The sequence below is a fragment of the Janthinobacterium kochi genome (assembly GCF_051380715.1).
Lineage (GTDB): Bacteria > Pseudomonadota > Gammaproteobacteria > Burkholderiales > Burkholderiaceae_D > Janthinobacterium.
Map to the genome: position 1 here is coordinate 373,826 of NZ_JBNYXO010000005.1, position 14,880 is coordinate 388,705.

At 60.5% G+C, this 14,880-nt stretch carries 13 protein-coding genes, 4 tRNA genes and 1 pseudogene; 9 read left to right on the forward strand and 9 right to left on the reverse strand.

The window, feature by feature from the left end; genetic code table 11:
• Nucleotides 1-7 precede the first annotated feature (7 nt).
• Complete coding sequence (locus ACQ4WL_RS14335) at nucleotides 8-859, forward strand: NmrA family NAD(P)-binding protein (RefSeq protein WP_436510358.1); 852 nt, start codon at nucleotides 8-10, stop codon at nucleotides 857-859.
• Nucleotides 860-946: 87 nt separating this feature from the next.
• Here ACQ4WL_RS14335 and ACQ4WL_RS14340 read toward each other — a convergent pair.
• The 4 genes from ACQ4WL_RS14340 to ACQ4WL_RS14355 all read right to left on the reverse strand — a co-directional run bounded on the left by ACQ4WL_RS14340 (nucleotide 947) and on the right by ACQ4WL_RS14355 (nucleotide 1,749).
• A tRNA-Leu gene (locus tag ACQ4WL_RS14340) sits at nucleotides 947-1,031 on the reverse strand.
• A gap of 75 nt (nucleotides 1,032-1,106) precedes the next feature.
• Nucleotides 1,107-1,191: transfer RNA gene (locus tag ACQ4WL_RS14345), tRNA-Leu, on the reverse strand.
• A 67-nt stretch (nucleotides 1,192-1,258) separates the two neighbouring features.
• Nucleotides 1,259-1,343 (reverse strand) — tRNA-Leu (locus tag ACQ4WL_RS14350).
• 321 nt (nucleotides 1,344-1,664) lie between these two features.
• Nucleotides 1,665-1,749: transfer RNA gene (locus ACQ4WL_RS14355), tRNA-Leu, on the reverse strand.
• Nucleotides 1,750-2,155: 406 nt separating this feature from the next.
• On the opposite strand from ACQ4WL_RS14355, the gene rnr reads away from it, so the two are divergent.
• The 6 genes and pseudogenes from rnr to ACQ4WL_RS14385 form a co-directional block, all read left to right on the forward strand.
• Nucleotides 2,156-4,729, forward strand: coding sequence for a ribonuclease R (gene rnr / locus ACQ4WL_RS14360; RefSeq protein ID WP_436510359.1), 2,574 nt, complete (start codon nucleotides 2,156-2,158; stop codon nucleotides 4,727-4,729).
• Nucleotides 4,730-4,744: 15 nt separating this feature from the next.
• Complete coding sequence (rlmB, locus tag ACQ4WL_RS14365; RefSeq protein ID WP_071078185.1) at nucleotides 4,745-5,488, forward strand: 23S rRNA (guanosine(2251)-2'-O)-methyltransferase RlmB; 744 nt, start codon at nucleotides 4,745-4,747, stop codon at nucleotides 5,486-5,488.
• Nucleotides 5,489-5,660: 172 nt separating this feature from the next.
• Nucleotides 5,661-6,410 (forward strand): serine O-acetyltransferase, encoded by a 750-nt coding sequence (cysE, locus tag ACQ4WL_RS14370; protein ID WP_436510360.1) that lies wholly within the window; start codon nucleotides 5,661-5,663, stop codon nucleotides 6,408-6,410.
• A gap of 10 nt (nucleotides 6,411-6,420) precedes the next feature.
• The gene (locus ACQ4WL_RS14375; RefSeq protein WP_436510361.1) at nucleotides 6,421-7,131 is read left to right on the forward strand and encodes a YceH family protein; all 711 of its coding nucleotides are present in this window, start codon (nucleotides 6,421-6,423) and stop codon (nucleotides 7,129-7,131) included.
• A gap of 108 nt (nucleotides 7,132-7,239) precedes the next feature.
• Entirely contained in the window at nucleotides 7,240-7,881 is a 642-nt protein-coding gene (gene udk / locus ACQ4WL_RS14380) for a uridine kinase (protein ID WP_436510362.1), read from the forward strand.
• Nucleotides 7,882-7,914: 33 nt separating this feature from the next.
• Nucleotides 7,915-8,199 (forward strand): annotated as a pseudogene (locus ACQ4WL_RS14385) (IS1595 family transposase); the annotation flags it as partial.
• A gap of 80 nt (nucleotides 8,200-8,279) precedes the next feature.
• Here ACQ4WL_RS14385 and ACQ4WL_RS14390 read toward each other — a convergent pair.
• From ACQ4WL_RS14390 to ACQ4WL_RS14400, 3 genes are read right to left on the reverse strand one after another with little or no spacing between them, the layout of a single operon-like run.
• Entirely contained in the window at nucleotides 8,280-9,281 is a 1,002-nt protein-coding gene (locus tag ACQ4WL_RS14390) for a hypothetical protein (RefSeq protein ID WP_436510363.1), read from the reverse strand.
• Nucleotides 9,278-10,150 carry an ABC transporter ATP-binding protein gene (locus tag ACQ4WL_RS14395; RefSeq protein WP_436510364.1) on the reverse strand — a complete coding sequence of 291 codons (873 nt, stop codon included), beginning with the start codon at nucleotides 10,148-10,150 and terminating at the stop codon, nucleotides 9,278-9,280. Before ACQ4WL_RS14395 ends, ACQ4WL_RS14390 begins: the two co-directional genes overlap by 4 nt.
• Entirely contained in the window at nucleotides 10,147-10,527 is a 381-nt protein-coding gene (locus tag ACQ4WL_RS14400) for a GntR family transcriptional regulator (RefSeq protein WP_219116129.1), read from the reverse strand. Before ACQ4WL_RS14400 ends, ACQ4WL_RS14395 begins: the two co-directional genes overlap by 4 nt.
• Before the next feature lie 719 nt (nucleotides 10,528-11,246).
• Between ACQ4WL_RS14400 and ACQ4WL_RS14405 the strand changes: the two genes are divergently transcribed.
• Both ACQ4WL_RS14405 and ACQ4WL_RS14410 read left to right on the forward strand, forming a co-directional pair.
• Nucleotides 11,247-12,239 carry a MerR family transcriptional regulator gene (locus ACQ4WL_RS14405; RefSeq protein ID WP_436510365.1) on the forward strand — a complete coding sequence of 331 codons (993 nt, stop codon included), beginning with the start codon at nucleotides 11,247-11,249 and terminating at the stop codon, nucleotides 12,237-12,239.
• Nucleotides 12,240-12,315: 76 nt separating this feature from the next.
• Nucleotides 12,316-13,392 (forward strand): NAD(P)/FAD-dependent oxidoreductase, encoded by a 1,077-nt coding sequence (locus ACQ4WL_RS14410; protein WP_436510366.1) that lies wholly within the window; start codon nucleotides 12,316-12,318, stop codon nucleotides 13,390-13,392.
• Between the two features lie 29 nt (nucleotides 13,393-13,421).
• Here the strand turns inward: ACQ4WL_RS14410 and ACQ4WL_RS14415 are convergent, their stop codons facing one another.
• Nucleotides 13,422-14,117, reverse strand: coding sequence for an SDR family NAD(P)-dependent oxidoreductase (locus ACQ4WL_RS14415; RefSeq protein ID WP_436510420.1), 696 nt, complete (start codon nucleotides 14,115-14,117; stop codon nucleotides 13,422-13,424).
• Nucleotides 14,118-14,424: 307 nt separating this feature from the next.
• Nucleotides 14,425-14,823, reverse strand: coding sequence for a thiol-disulfide oxidoreductase DCC family protein (locus tag ACQ4WL_RS14420; RefSeq protein ID WP_436510367.1), 399 nt, complete (start codon nucleotides 14,821-14,823; stop codon nucleotides 14,425-14,427).
• Nucleotides 14,824-14,880: the final 57 nt, after the last annotated feature.

Below are 14,880 nucleotides of genomic sequence, written 5' to 3' on the forward strand. Positions count from 1 at the left end.
AAAAATCATGATCGTCATCACCGGCGCCACAGGCAATCTGGGCCAGCACGTCATCGCCAGCCTGCTCACATCCGTACCCGCAGCCAGTATCATCGCCGCCGTGCGCGACCCGGCCAGGGCCGCCAACCTGGCCGCACTGGGCGTGCAAGTGCGCCAGGCCGATTACAACGATGGCGCCAGCCTTGACGCGGCGTTCAAGGGCGCAACGAAGATTTTGCTGATTTCGTCGAGCGAAGTGGGCCAGCGCGCGCAGCAGCACCAGAACGTCATCGATGCGGCCAGGCGCGCCGGCGTGGCCCTGCTGGCCTACACCAGCGTCTTGCGCGCCGACACGTCGCCGCTGGGCCTGGCTGCCGAGCATGTCATCACGGAGGCGGCCATCCGCGCGTCAAGCCTGCCGTACGCTTTCCTGCGCAACGGCTGGTACCTGGAAAACCATACGGAACATCTGGCGCCCGTGCTCGAGCATGGCGTCGTGCTGGGCGCGGCGCAAAATGGCCGTTTCTCGTCGGCCGCGCGCGCTGATTACGCCGCCGCCGCTGCCGCAGTCCTGACGGCGGCCCAGCCGCAAACCGTATATGAACTGGCGGGCGATCAGGGCTTTACCCTGGCCGAGTACGCAGCCGAAGTGGCGCGCCAGTCGGGCAAGGCGATTGTGTATAAAGATTTGCCGCAGGCCGACTTCAAGGCGGCGCTGGTGGGCGTGGGCGTGCCGGAAGGCTTTGCCGATCTGCTGGCCGATTCCGATGCCGGCGCGGCCAGGGGCGGGCTGGAAGACAATGGCAAGCAATTGAGCGCGCTGATTGGCCGTCCGACGACGAGCCTGCTTGAAGCCGTCAAGGCGGCGCTGGCCAAATAAGGGGAAGGTGCCGCAGGGATGCTGCATTCTGGAATGAAAAAAGCCGCAAACTCGTGAAAGTTTGCGGCTTTTTTGCGAATTAGGTAATGGTGCCCACGAAGGGACTCGAACCCCTACACCCGAAGGCACATGGACCTGAACCATGCGCGTCTACCAATTCCGCCACGTGGGCACTGATGCTGCTTGTTGCTTACTGCGATGTCTCACTACTGTACTGCGGACTACAACGAAAACAACTCGTTGCTGGTGGTGCCCACGAAGGGACTCGAACCCCTACACCCGAAGGCACATGGACCTGAACCATGCGCGTCTACCAATTCCGCCACGTGGGCATTGTGCTGCTTGCTTCAACTGCTTACTGCTTTACTGCGGATCACAACGAAAACAACTCGTTGCTGGTGGTGCCCACGAAGGGACTCGAACCCCTACACCCGAAGGCACATGGACCTGAACCATGCGCGTCTACCAATTCCGCCACGTGGGCATTGTTGCTGCTTCTTGCTTTACGCTGCGTGTTCTGCAGCGAGGACAAAATCATAAGGGCTGGCGCGCATTCGGTCAATCAACATTTTGCACTTTTCTTCAAGAAACATGTTTTTTTGCCTGAAAAGGGCCGTTACCTATGAGAAAAGGCAAAATATGCCTCTTTTTTCAGCGATTTCCCGCCTGCCTCTGTCCCCGGGAGGGGGGTGCTGCCTGGCTGCGGCAGTGTGAGTGACTGGCGGGAGCTAAGGCGATTTTTGTCTCGGAAATGAAAAAAGCCGCAAACTCGTGAAAGTTTGCGGCTTTTTTGCGAATTAGGTAATGGTGCCCACGAAGGGACTCGAACCCCTACACCCGAAGGCACATGGACCTGAACCATGCGCGTCTACCAATTCCGCCACGTGGGCACTGATGTTGCTGTAACTTACTACTTTACTGTTCTAGCTTGTTGCAAAATAACTTAGCAACAATTCTGCTATTATAGCGACTTGAAGAGTTTTGCGCCAGATGAGCTTTCGCTCCATACTGCACATCAACCCTGTACCGCTTTCCTGCAACTGCATTCCCGTGAAGGTTTGTCGCTGCAAGAGGGCTAGATTATAGAGCAATATTTGCCGAAGTCAAATGCATTGCGCAGCTTTTCTCCTTTTTTTCATCGGCGGGGCACTTGTTCGGTTTCCGCTACGCTGTCCGTTAGGCAAACCAAGGCGTCCTCCGGTACACTATCGAACATCACCGTGTCAATATTGACGGTGATGTCATCGGTCTTTGTTCTCCGTTTGATCACTGTCAATAACAACTATAGAAATACTTTTGAGCCAAAATACCCACACCATCCCCAGCCGGGAGGACATTCTCGGCATATTCCGCAGCGTCAGCGCGCCTCTCGATCCGCAGTCTCTCGGGAAAACGCTGCAAGTGCATGCCGATTCCATGGATGTCCTGGTCCGTCGCCTGAAGGCGATGGAGCGCGACGGCCAGCTCAAGTCTGATGCCAGCGGTGTTTTCAGCCTGGCCGACCAGAGCGCGCTTGTCGCCGGTCGCGTCACGAGCCACCGCGATGGCTTCGGCTTCGTCATTCCCGACGATGCCAGCGCCGACCTGTTCCTGCCTGAGAAAGAAATGCAGAAAGTCCTGCATGGCGACAAGGTCATGGCCCGCATCGTCGGCACGGACCGCCGCGGCCGCCCGGAAGGCACGATCGTGGAAGTCACTTACCGCGCCAATAGCCACGTCATCGGCCGTTTGATCCAGGAAAACGGCACCTGGGTCGTGGCGCCGGAAGACCAGCGCATCGGCCAGGACATCCTGGTGACCGGTTCGGTGGGCAAGGCGAAGGCTGGCCAGATCGTCAGCGTCGAGCTGACCGAGCAACCGATGCGCTTCAAGCAGCCGGTCGGCAAGATCGTCGAAGTGCTCGGTGCGCTCGATGATCCCGGCATGGAAATTGAAATTGCCGTGCGCAAATTCAACGTGCCGCACATCTTCTCCGCCGCCGCCCTGAAACAGGCGGAAAAACTGCCGTTCGAAGTGCGCGACGCCGACCTGAAAGACCGTGTCGACCTGCGCGACGTGCCATTGGTCACCATCGACGGTGAAGACGCGCGCGATTTCGACGATGCCGTGTACTGCGAACCCGTCAAGATTGGCCGCACCAACTGCTTCCGCCTGATCGTGGCGATTGCCGACGTCAGCCATTACGTGAAGCCGAACGACGCGCTCGACGCCGATGCGCTCGAACGCAGCACGTCCGTCTACTTCCCGCGCCGCGTGATCCCGATGCTGCCGGAAAAACTGTCGAATGGCCTGTGCTCGCTGAACCCGGCCGTCGACCGCCTGACCCTCGTCTGCGACGCCGTCGTCAGCGACAAGGGCGAGCTGAAGGCGTACCAGTTCTACCCGGCCGTGATCCATTCGGCCGCGCGCCTCACGTATGACGAGGTCGCTGCCGTGCTGGGCAACACCAAGGGACCCGAAGCGGCACGCCGCGCGGACATCCTGCCGCACCTGCAAAACCTGGAAGCCGTCTACCTCGCCTTGCTGAAAGCACGCACTGAGCGCGGCGCCATCGATTTCGAGACGACGGAAACGTACATCGTCTGCAATAGCGCCGGCAAGATCGAAAAGATCATCCCCCGCACGCGCAACGACGCGCACAAGATCATCGAAGAGTGCATGCTGGCGGCCAACGTTTGCGCGGCCGATTTGTTGCTGCGTAACAAGCATCCAGGCACGTACCGCATCCACGCCAGCCCGACCAAGGAAAAGCTCACGCAAGTACGCACCTTCCTCAAGCAAGTCGGCCTGAACCTGACGGGTGGCGACACGCCATCGGCCTCCGATTACCAGGCCCTGATGCAGCAGATCAAGGCGCGTCCCGACGCGGCCCTGCTGCAAACGATGCTGTTGCGCTCGATGCAGCAAGCCGTCTACAGCCCGGACAATATCGGCCACTTCGGCCTGGCCTACGAGGCGTATGCCCACTTCACCAGCCCGATCCGCCGCTATCCGGACCTGCTGACGCACCGCGCCATCAAGGCTATTTTGCAAGGCAAGAAATACGAGCCGAAGCTGTCCGACAAGACCGTGCTGAACACCAACGTGTCGAATGCCACGCGCAAGCAGCAGGCGAAGGACAAGGCCGACGGCAAGCCGAAGAAAACGGATCTCACCATCTGGGACGCGCTGGGCGTGCATTGCTCGGCCAACGAGCGCCGCGCCGACGAAGCGTCGCGCGATGTGGAAGCGTGGCTCAAATGCTACTTCATGCAAGACAAGCTGGGCGAAGAGTTCACCGGCACCATCACGGGCGTGACCACCTTCGGCGTGTTCGTGCAGCTCGACACCCTGTTTGTCGAAGGCCTGGTGCACGTCACCGAGCTGGGCACCGACTACTTCCAGTACGACGATGCGCGCCATGAATTGCGCGGCGAACGCACGGGCAAGCGTTATCAGCTGACGGACCGCCTGACGGTGCAAGTGGCGCGTGTCGACCTGGAAACGCGCAAGATCGACCTGCGTCTGGTCACCGATGCGGAACTGGCAGGCGAAGAAGCGCCGGCCAAACAGTCGGGCGGCAAGCGCAAGGGCGAGAAGAAATCCATGGTCAAGCCAGGTCCCGCGACCGAGCAGCGCCACGAGATCAAGGCCAGCGTGAACACCGGCACCAAGGCCGGCGGCAAGTCTGGCAATGGTTCCGGCGGCCGCTCCAATGGCGCCAAGGCGCAAGCCAAGCCTGCAACCAAGGCAGCCCCGAAGGAAGCCCCTAAGGCGGCGGCCCCCAAGGCAGCCGCGTCCAAGCGCAGCAATAAACCAGCCGCGGCACCCGCTGCTGCGGCACCACGTGCAGCAAAAACTGTATCAAAAACAAGCAAAAGCAAGCGTTAAAAGAAGCGATAACACATGAAGAATAAAATGATTTTCGGCTTCCACGCCGTCACCTCGCGCCTGCGTCACGAAGCGTCGTCTGTGGAAGAAATTTTCGTCGATGCCAGCCGCGTCGACGGCCGCATGAAAGACATGATCGCCGCCGCCAAGGCTGCCAACGTGCGTGTCATGCCCGTTGACTCGTCGCGTCTGGACAAGATCGTCGGCACGCGCCGCCACCAGGGCGTGATCGCGTTTGCGTCGCAGCTGTCGCTGGCGCGCAATCTCGATGAGCTGCTGGATGCCATCGATGGCCCGCCACTGCTGTTGATACTCGACGGCATTACCGACCCCCACAACCTGGGTGCCTGCCTGCGCGTGGCCGACGGCGTCGGCGCACATGCCGTCATCGTGCCGAAGGACCGCGCCGTGGGTTTGAATACCACAGCCGCCAAGGTCGCCAGCGGCGCCGCCGAGACCGTCCCGTACATCACCGTGACGAATCTGGCGCGCACCATGCGTGAACTCAAGGAGCGCGGCATCTGGCTGATCGGCACCACCGACGATGGCGAAAAAGGTTTGTACGAAGCCGATTTCACGGGCCCGACGGCCCTGGTCATGGGTTCCGAAGGCGAAGGCATGCGCCGCCTGACGCGCGATACTTGCGACATTCTGGTCAGCATCCCGATGTTCGGCTCCGTCGAGAGTCTGAACGTGTCGGTCGCTTCCGGCGTGTGCCTCTACGAAGCCCGCCGCCAGCGCATCGCTTTAGAAGCATAAGTCAGCATCACTTGGGGTCAGCTCCGACGGGGTGATGCGTTCCAATGGAACGCATCACGATTCCGAAGGAACTGACCCCAGCTTGCCGTTGAGGGGCCTCTCGACGTCAGCCCCTTCAGCATTCCCCCTCCGAATACGCTACCATTTGCGTTCCACCTTATCCATTGTCATTATGTTCCACCACCTGCGCGAAGACATCAACAGCATCATCGAACGTGACCCGGCCGCCCGCAATGGCTGGGAGGTGCTGACCTGCTATCCTGGCTTGCACGCCATCGTCATGCACGGCTGGGCGCACTGGTGCTGGACGCGGCACATGAAGTGGGTGGGGCGCTTCATTTCGTACATCGCCCGCATCATCACGGGCATCGAAATCCACCCTGGAGCCACCATTGGCCGGCGCGTCTTCATCGACCATGGCTTCGGCGTGGTGATCGGCGAGACGGCCGTCGTCGGCGACGACTGCACCATCTACCAGGGCGTGACCCTGGGCGGCACCTCGCTGCACAGCGGTGCCAAGCGCCATCCGACCCTGGAACGGGGCGTCATTGTCGGCGCCGGCGCCCAGGTGCTGGGCAGCTTCACGGTGGGCGAGTACGCCAAAGTGGGCTCGAACGCCGTGCTGTTGAAACCCGTGCCGTCCGGCGCCACGGCCGTGGGGAACCCCGCGCACATCGTGCAAAAGGATGTCAACGCCTTGCGCGAGGGCAGCACGGCCCACCTGTTCGCCGCGTATGGCGTCACGCCCAACGGCGACGATCCGCTGTCGAAAGCCTTGCAAGGCTTGATCACGCATGCTGTGGCGCAGGAACAGCGCATCGAAACCATCCTCGCCACCCTGAAGGCGGCGGGCATATGCTGCCAGGCTGTGCCTGAGTGTGATAAATTTGATTCCGAGCAAATGAACAAGCTGGTTGATTAAGGATACAGGCATGACTACAGACGTAAACATAGCTGAAAACGCAGCAGAAAAGGGCAGTGACAATCCGAATCTGCTCGACCCCTTCGAGATCCGCGTGCTGGCCGTGCTGGCCGAAAAGGAAGCGCTGACGCCGGACAGCTATCCGCTGTCGCTGAATGCCCTGACCAATGGCTGCAACCAGTTATCCAGCCGCGACCCCGTCATGGCTCTCTCCGAGGAAACCGTCTACGATGTGCTGCAGCGCCTGATGCAGCGCAAATTCGTCAACGGTATCACGCAGGCGGGCGCGCGCGTTGCCAAGTATGAACACCGCATGCGCATCAAGTGGTCGCTGGAACAGGATAAACTGGCGATCCTGACGATATTGATGCTGCGGGGCTTGCAGACGGCCGGCGAAATCCGCAGCCGCAGCGGCCGCGTGCATGAATTCAAGTCCGTGGCGGAAGTGGAATCCGGCCTGCAATTCCTGATCGATAAATACCCGCCGCTGGTGGCCAAGCTGGCCGTCGCCCCCGGCGCCAAGGAACCGCGCTACGGCCACTTGCTGGGCGGCGCAGAAGCGCTGGCGCAGATCGAGACGGCGGCCGGTTTTGCCGGCGCTGTCAGCGCGCCGCAGCAGGGCAGCCGCGTGGCCCAGCTGGAACAGGAAGTGCTGCAATTGCGCAGCGACTTCGATGGCCTGGCGGCGCAGTTCGAAGCGTTCCGCAAGCAGTTCGAATGATGGCGCAGCCCGGATGACGCGGCGTGCCGCCGCGCATCCGAGCTGCGCAACATGATGCAGGATCAGCCGCTCCCTGTCAGTCCGGTCACGTTTCCGGTATCATTCGGCATGAATACTATTTCCTTCCAACCGTTTGTTATTGGTGTCGCTGGCGGAAGCGGCAGTGGCAAGTCCACCGTATCCCAGCAAGTGCTCGCGTCGTTCGGCGCCGACATGGTCTCGGTCGTGATGCAAGACGATTACTACTGCGACCAGACCCATCTCTCCCCAGAAGTTCGCCGCCAGCAGAATTACGACCATCCGCAGGCGTTCGAGTGGCCATTGCTGGTGCAGCATATCCAGGCATTGCGCAATGGCGAAGCGATCGAGATGCCTGAGTACGACTTCACGCTGCACAATCGCTCCAGCAGGACCATTCTGGTCAAGCCGGCGCCGGTGATCGTCATCGAAGGCCTGTTTGCCTTGTATGACGAAGACTTGCGCAACATGATGTCGCTGAAGATCTTTGTCGATACGGCTTCCGACGTGCGCTTCATCCGCCGCATGCAGCGCGATATCACCGAACGCGGGCGCTCGGTGGAAAGCGTCATCGAGCAGTATCTGGAAACAGTACGCCCGATGCACAAGCAATTCATCGAACCCACCAAGCGTAATGCCGATGTCATTTTGCCGCATGGCGCCAATGGCCCCGCGGTCGACATGATTACGGCCAAAGTGGCCAGCGTCATCGGTCAGTTGACGCGGGCCTGATTCCAGCCGGCCAGCTGCGCTTATGCCGGGCCGGGATCAAGCTTGCAAGACCGTTTGCACCAGGCTCGTGCGCCGCATACGATCCAGGGTCATCAACGCGGCATTTTCAATGAACAAGTCTGCATCCTGATGGCGCGCGACCGCACGGGCTAAACCCTCGATTTCGTCATTGACAAGGACGTTTTGCTCGTGCGCGATGGCCTTGCTGCCCATCGGGCCTTCGCCAGGGAGGCCGGGATCAGCCACCAGACCGTCAACTTGCCGGTCGGCACACGCGTGCAGGGCGCCGCCAAGGTTCGCCGACGGATGTGGGGAGGTGCCTTGTGTGTGCGAGCTGGCGTGCATGAAGAACGCCCCGACGGGCGGGGCGTTTTGATGGGGCAGTGATCGCGCGCTTGTCAGCCTTCCTCGCGCCAGCGGCGCAGGCGGATGGCGGCGTAAATCAGCACCCCGCCTGCCGCCGCTCCCAGCCAGACGGCTGGCAGGGCCAGGCTGGACCAGGAATTGCTGAACACATCGATGCGTGTCATGTGCGATCCCCCTTCTGCCAGGGCGTGCATTTGCGGCAGCAGTTCCGGTTCAAACAGATACCAGCTGCCGGGGAGGGTGCCCAGCAGGGCGCGTCCGATGACATTCATCTGTATCCAGCTGACGTCGCTTTCCGTCTGCGTCAGCTTGCCGGCCCAGACTGTCAGGATGAGCAACAGCAGCGGCAGGCCGACGGCCCAAAGGAAGACTTTCGACTTGGCCCAGCTCGAGACCATCAGCAACCAGCCAACCGTCGGCAAGGCCCACAGGCAATACACGGGCAGCAAGCCGAACACGCGCAGCGGTCCCAGGTACAGGCCGGGAGAGCCGAGCAGTTCGGCAAACACGTGGATGCCGTTGGCCGCCAGCACGCCGCTCAGTATCAGGATCAGGGCCAGCGAAGTCAGGCTGGCGGTGGCGGCCACGATCAGCGGCGCGACCAGCAGGGCGATGGCCGCTTTTGACAGCACCGTCTGCGCATCCGAGATGGGCAGCGATTTCCAGAACAGCACGCTGCGGTCGCGGCGGTCGTCATGCAGGGCGCTCAGGCAATAGAAAAACACCAGGAAGCCCAGTGCCAGGAACAGCGGCGCCGCCGCGTACGTATAGTTGTTGGCGACGGCGTCGATGATTTCCGTGCGGCGCGGACTGAAGGTGCGGGTATTGAAGATGGTGCTCCAGGAAATTTCCTCGCCATTGACGATGAGCGCCGTGTGCATTTTGGTGCTTGCGACGGTGGCTGCCGCCATCAGGGTACCCAGCACCGTCATGACGACGCCGATCAGGGCCGGCGTCCACACCAGCATGCCTTTGTGTTCCCACAGTTCACGCCGGAGCAGCCATTGCAGCTTGTTTGCAGGGGAAATACTCATTGGTACGATCCTTTCATGGTCGCGACAAACAGGTCAGCCAGGCTGGGCGTGCGTACTTCGCCCAGGGCGGCCAGTTGGGTGCGGGCGACGCCATCGAACAGCATCACCGACTTGCCGAACACGCTGCGTTCGCTGATCGGCTGCAGGGCGCGCGCCGGATTGACGTGCTGCGGGCCCACCATCACCTCGATGTAGCGCTCGCCCACCTCTTCCATGCTCGAGGCCAGCACGATCTTGCCGTCGCGAATGAACATCAGGTCGCTGAGGATGTGTTCCACTTCCTCGATCTGGTGCGTGGTGATGACGATGGTCTTGTTTTCATCGAAATAGTCTTCCAGCAGGTTCTGGTAGAACTGCTTGCGGTACAGGATATCCAGGCCCAGGGTCGGCTCGTCGAGCACCAGCAGTTTGGCGTCGATGGCCATCACCAGCGCCAGGTGCAGCTGCACTATCATGCCTTTCGACATGGCCTTGACCTTCATTTTCGGCGCCAGCTTGGTGTGGGCCAGGTAGCGTTCGGCCTTGCTGCGGTCGAAACGTGGATGCACGCCAGCAACGAAATCGATGGCGTCGGCCACGCGCAACCAGCCCGGCAGGATGGCCACGTCGGCGATGAAGCACACGTCCTCCATCAGCGCGTCGCGCTGCACGCGCGGATCGCGCCCCAGCACCGACAGTTCGCCTTCGAAACCCGTCAAGCCCAGGATGGCTTTCAGGGTGGTGGTCTTGCCGGAACCGTTAGGCCCGATCAAGCCGACGATGCGTCCTGGCGCGATATCGAAGCTGATGCCATCGATGGCGACGTGCTTGCCATACTGCTTGTGCAGGCCGCGCGCGCTGATGACGCTGTCCTTGTTCAATCCATTCATGCGTTCTCTCCGTGTGCGCCATTGTCGCGGCTCGCTTGCAGTAGTTGATCGAGGTCCAGGCCCAGGCGGGTGATATGTTCCAGCAAGGCTGGCCATTCTTCGCGCAGGAAGCGCTCGCGTTCACTGGCCAGCAATTTGTCGCGGGCGCCTTCCAAGACATACATACCGAGTCCTCTGCGTTTTTCCACCAGGGCATCGTCGACCAGTTCCTGATAGGCGCGCGAAACCGTGATGGGATTCAATTGATAGTCGGCCGCCACCTGGCGCACCGAAGGCAGGGCGTCGCCGGACTGCAGCACGCCATCGAGCATCATGCCCACTACCCTGGCCTTGAGCTGGCGGTAGATGGGGCTATTGTCGTTCCATTCCGCGCTCATGGGATGCGCTCCGATAGGGGCGGGGCGGTGCAGCGCGTAAAAAATGCTGTAGGCATCGAAGCTCCGTGATGTATTGAGTTGGTGTTGTAGTTAACTATAACAGTAAAAAATCGGATGTCAATACAATCGATGTATTTTCAACATTGTTATTCCGGCCAAAGATAGTCGCAAACAGCTAAATATTGTCGAAAATGAGCAAATATAGTCGAGAACAAATAATTGAGGCCGCTTCTCATGACAGAATCTGCGGCCTGGATGAACAGCTGTGTCCAATTTCCGGGCCAGTACTTGATTGCTTGCATGGGGAGAGCCTATTCAGCCTGATTGCTAGGAATCACTATTATCGTGGACACCAAAATCCAGTCCATACGATCCACGCTTTTTTCTGCACGCTGAATGGACGAAGGCCACAGGATGGTAGGACCGAACTCGATGTGTTCGTAGCCAAAACTGATGGCTGGCGCTGCGGTCCTTGGTCGGGCATAAGGGCGACGCGCCATCTCATCTGTACGGAATCTGTCGAGTAATCAGCCGTTTGCGGCGGGTTCATGTTCAATTTTGTTGCATCTAACTCAAGAAAAGTCGAGCCTGTCCCCGTCTCACCAGGAGTTGGTGTGGCGATGAACTGGATTTGTAGCGGTGTATTCGGCGAGTTTCGTCAGTTGTCTGCCAATTACGCGATATAATCAGAAATTATAGGTTCATTATCGGTTCGGTTTATGGTCCAGTCTTTACTCCCTCCTCAGCTCGCCAACGGCCAGCCTGTTCAATATCGCAGCGGGGTCGCCGCCAGACTTGCTGGCTTGCCGGTTGAAACGTTGCGGGTGTGGGAGCGTCGTTACGGCATCTCCGACACCGGCCGTAGCGCGCATGGCCAGCGTTTGTATTCCGAGGATCAGGTTCGTCGGCTGCGGCTGATGAAGCAACTGGTCGACCAGGGTCATCCAATTGGCGCGCTGGCGAAGCTGCAGTTGGAACAGTTGGAACAGTTGGGCCAGTTTGCGTTGGGACAGGAGCCTGGCGCTCCTTTGCAGCCTTTGCAGCCTCTGCGCCTGGCGCTGATGGGCACGGCTCTGGCGCGACGCCTGGCCGTCGGCGGGCGAGAGCTACTGGTGCTCGATATCGTCGCCAACTTTCAGAATCTGGACGATGCGGCAGCGACATGGCCTGGCACCGGCGCGCAACTGCTGTTGATGGAAATATCGGAACTCGATGAGAGCGTGGTGCCGGCGATTTGCGCGCTGCGTCAAAAACTGGGGATGGCGGTGGTGGTGTTGTACCGTTTCGGCGCCAGCGCGACCATACGCCAGTTGCGCGCTCAGGGCTGCCTGGTTGCGCGCGTACCCAGCGATGTTGCAGAAATAGTGTTGCTGTGCCAGGCGGCGCTGGCTGCGTTGCCCATGGCGCAAGCTCAGCTTGCGCGGCAGCGCCCGGCGGCGCCTGCCCCGCGCCGCTTCGACGACCGGGCGTTGGCGGAGCTGGCGGCGGCCAGCAGTACTGTCCAATGTGAATGCCCGCGCCATCTGACGGAGATCCTGTTGATGATCAACAGTTTCGAGCGTTACAGCGAACAATGCTCGTCGCGCAATGTGGCCGACGCGCTGTTGCATGAGCAGTTGGGGCACGCCGCCGCAACCGCACGCATGATCCTGGAGGAAGCGCTGTTGCGCCTTGCTCGGGCGGAGGCCCTGCCTCTGCCGGCGGGCCTGTAAGCGGAAAGTCATCACTTATCAGGAGCACTATGCCGTATTGCACCATCACGAAAGCCCAGTGCTGCCCGCACATTTCATGGCACTCGCCAGCCTGGCGCATGTCTGGTCACGCGGGAACGGTGCTGCGCTTGCAGCCGGGCATGTTGCTGCGCAGAAGACTGAGCATCTCATGATGAGCTCTGCTCGCATCGCCATCATTGGCGCCGGCATCGCCGGTCTGGCCTGTGCCACGGCCTTGAGTCAGGCTGGCTTCCCGGTCACTCTGTTTGACAAGAGCCGCGGTGCGGGAGGGCGCATGAGCACACGGCGCGGCGCCGACTGGCAATGCGACCATGGCGCACAGTACTTTACTGCGCGCAACCCTGAATTTCGGGCCGAGGTGACGCGCTGGGAGCAGGCCGGCGTGGCTGCGCATTGGCAGCTGCAACTGCGCGGCTTCGATGCCGACGGATGCAGCGGCGGTGCACCGGTCGAGCGCTTTGTCGGCGTTCCGTGCATGTCATCTATCGCCGCGTGGCTGGCCGCAGATCTGGCATTGCACACAGGGATAGCGATCAGTGCGTTGCGACGTGAAGACGGCGCTTGGCGCTTGCATGTGCAGGATGAGGGGCCTCTTGCGCAGCGCTATGACATGGTAGTGCTTGCGGTGCCGGCGCCGCAGGCGGTGCCACTGCTGAACCAGGTGGCGCCATTGCAGGCCGCGCTGGCGGCCGGGACAAGCATGGCAGGCTGCTGGGCAATGATGCTGGAGTATGCGCAGCCGTTGGCATTGGACTTCAATGCGGCTTTCCTCAACTCCGGCCCGCTGCGCTGGGTGGCATGCGACAGCGCCAAGCCTGGTCGTAGCGGTCGCGAAAGCTGGCTCTTGCATGCCAGTGCTGAATGGAGCGAGACGCACATTGAGCTCGATGCCGATAGCATTGCCGCGCAGCTGCTTGCAGCCTTTCTCAGTTTGGGCGGGCAGGTGCCGCAACGCTGGAGCGTACACCGTTGGCGCTATGCCAGTACGCCGCAGGCGCGTGACGATGTCTGCCTCTGGGAGGCAGGGCAGGGTCTGGGTATCTGCGGCGATTGGCTGAACGGTGGCACAGTAGAGGCTGCCTGGCTTAGCGGTCATGCACTGGCGCAACGCATCATTGCCGGCTGCGCTTAAGCGTGGCGCGCGGTGCGCTGCGGTGCGTACTACCAGGGGAGGCGCGTGCCGTCGTAGGCCAGGAATGCGCCGCTGTCAGACGGCCTCAGTGTGTTCAATACGGTGAGCATGTCGCTGGCGGCGTCATGCGCCGGACGTCCGATAAGCTCACCGCGAAATGGCTGCGACAAGCGAGAGTTGACGGTGCCCGGATGCAGCGCGACCAGCACGCAGTGCTTCTGCTTGCGTGCCAATTCAATGGCTGCCGTCTTGACCAGCATGTTGAGCGCGGCCTTCGATGCGCGGTAGCTGTACCAGCCGCCTAGCTGATTATCGCCTATGCTGCCCACTTTCGCCGATAACATGGCCATGATGGCGCGTTCACCATCGAGTAGCGGCGAGAAATGGCGCATGAGCAGTGCCGGCCCCATGGTGTTGGCCTGGAAAATTGCCTGCATCTGCTGATAATTCAGGTCAGCCAGGCGTTTCTCAGGCATGAGATTGCCGTCGTGCAGCATGCCTGCGGCGTTGATGATCAGGTGATAAGGAGGCTTGTTGGCAAGTTCTCGTGCGGCCTCGGCAATGCTGTTTTCGTCGGCAAAGTCGAGTCGTGGTGTCGAATGGCGATGCAGGCCGCACACAGATGCGCAGCGTGGCATGGCGCTCAACAGGTCGACGAATGCGGCGCCGATCGCGCCCGACGCTCCAAGCACTAGCGCGTTAAACTGCTCAGGAAGACTCGACATCATGGCATGCTGCTCCAGTCAAAGGGTGGGGGTTACCTATCTGTTTCCACAAGTGCCTGCGAGCGTTGCCCGAGTTCTCGATGTCGACGCCGCTGTCTGTACGCGGCCGGCGCAAACTGTGCGCCAGCTGATATCGAGCTTCAGCTTATCGACCGGCGTTGTACGTGTCCAGCGTGTTTTGCTCTTCCTTGCGTCTGAAGCGGTTCATTTTCGGTTCACCAGATCGAATTGTTGAACTGTAAGGATGGCCTTTTGCCGTGCTGGAGCCTGTTTCGCCCGAGTTGTGCCATGCCCGACAATACTTGCACTACTGCCGCTTGGCAGTGGCGAATTGTCTGACCAGCCACTGGATGCCGGGACGCAGGTGCAAGAAGCCACGATAAAGCAACTCCAGCAGCGCTTGCATGCCGGGTAAGGAGCCCAATTTTCCTAACCAGCGCCACGACGGGTATAACAGCCAGAGGGCAACGAACGCCGCCGCGCCGCTCAGCATGGCGCCTTCCTTCGTTTGCACATGAAATCGCGCCATCAACTCCCTGCAACTGCAACCCTCCATTGCCGTTTGCTTGGTATTGCTGACATCGACCCATTGGATGGGACTCGTCGGCACAGCACCTTGATAGAGGCTGATTTCCCATCGGCATAAAGGGCAGGAGCCATCAAAAAAAACTGTTGTCGTGACACTGTTTTCGTCAGGATTGGGCATGACATGGCCTCTTCAAATATATAGCACTTGTTGTGATGAACCTACATTGAACCATTT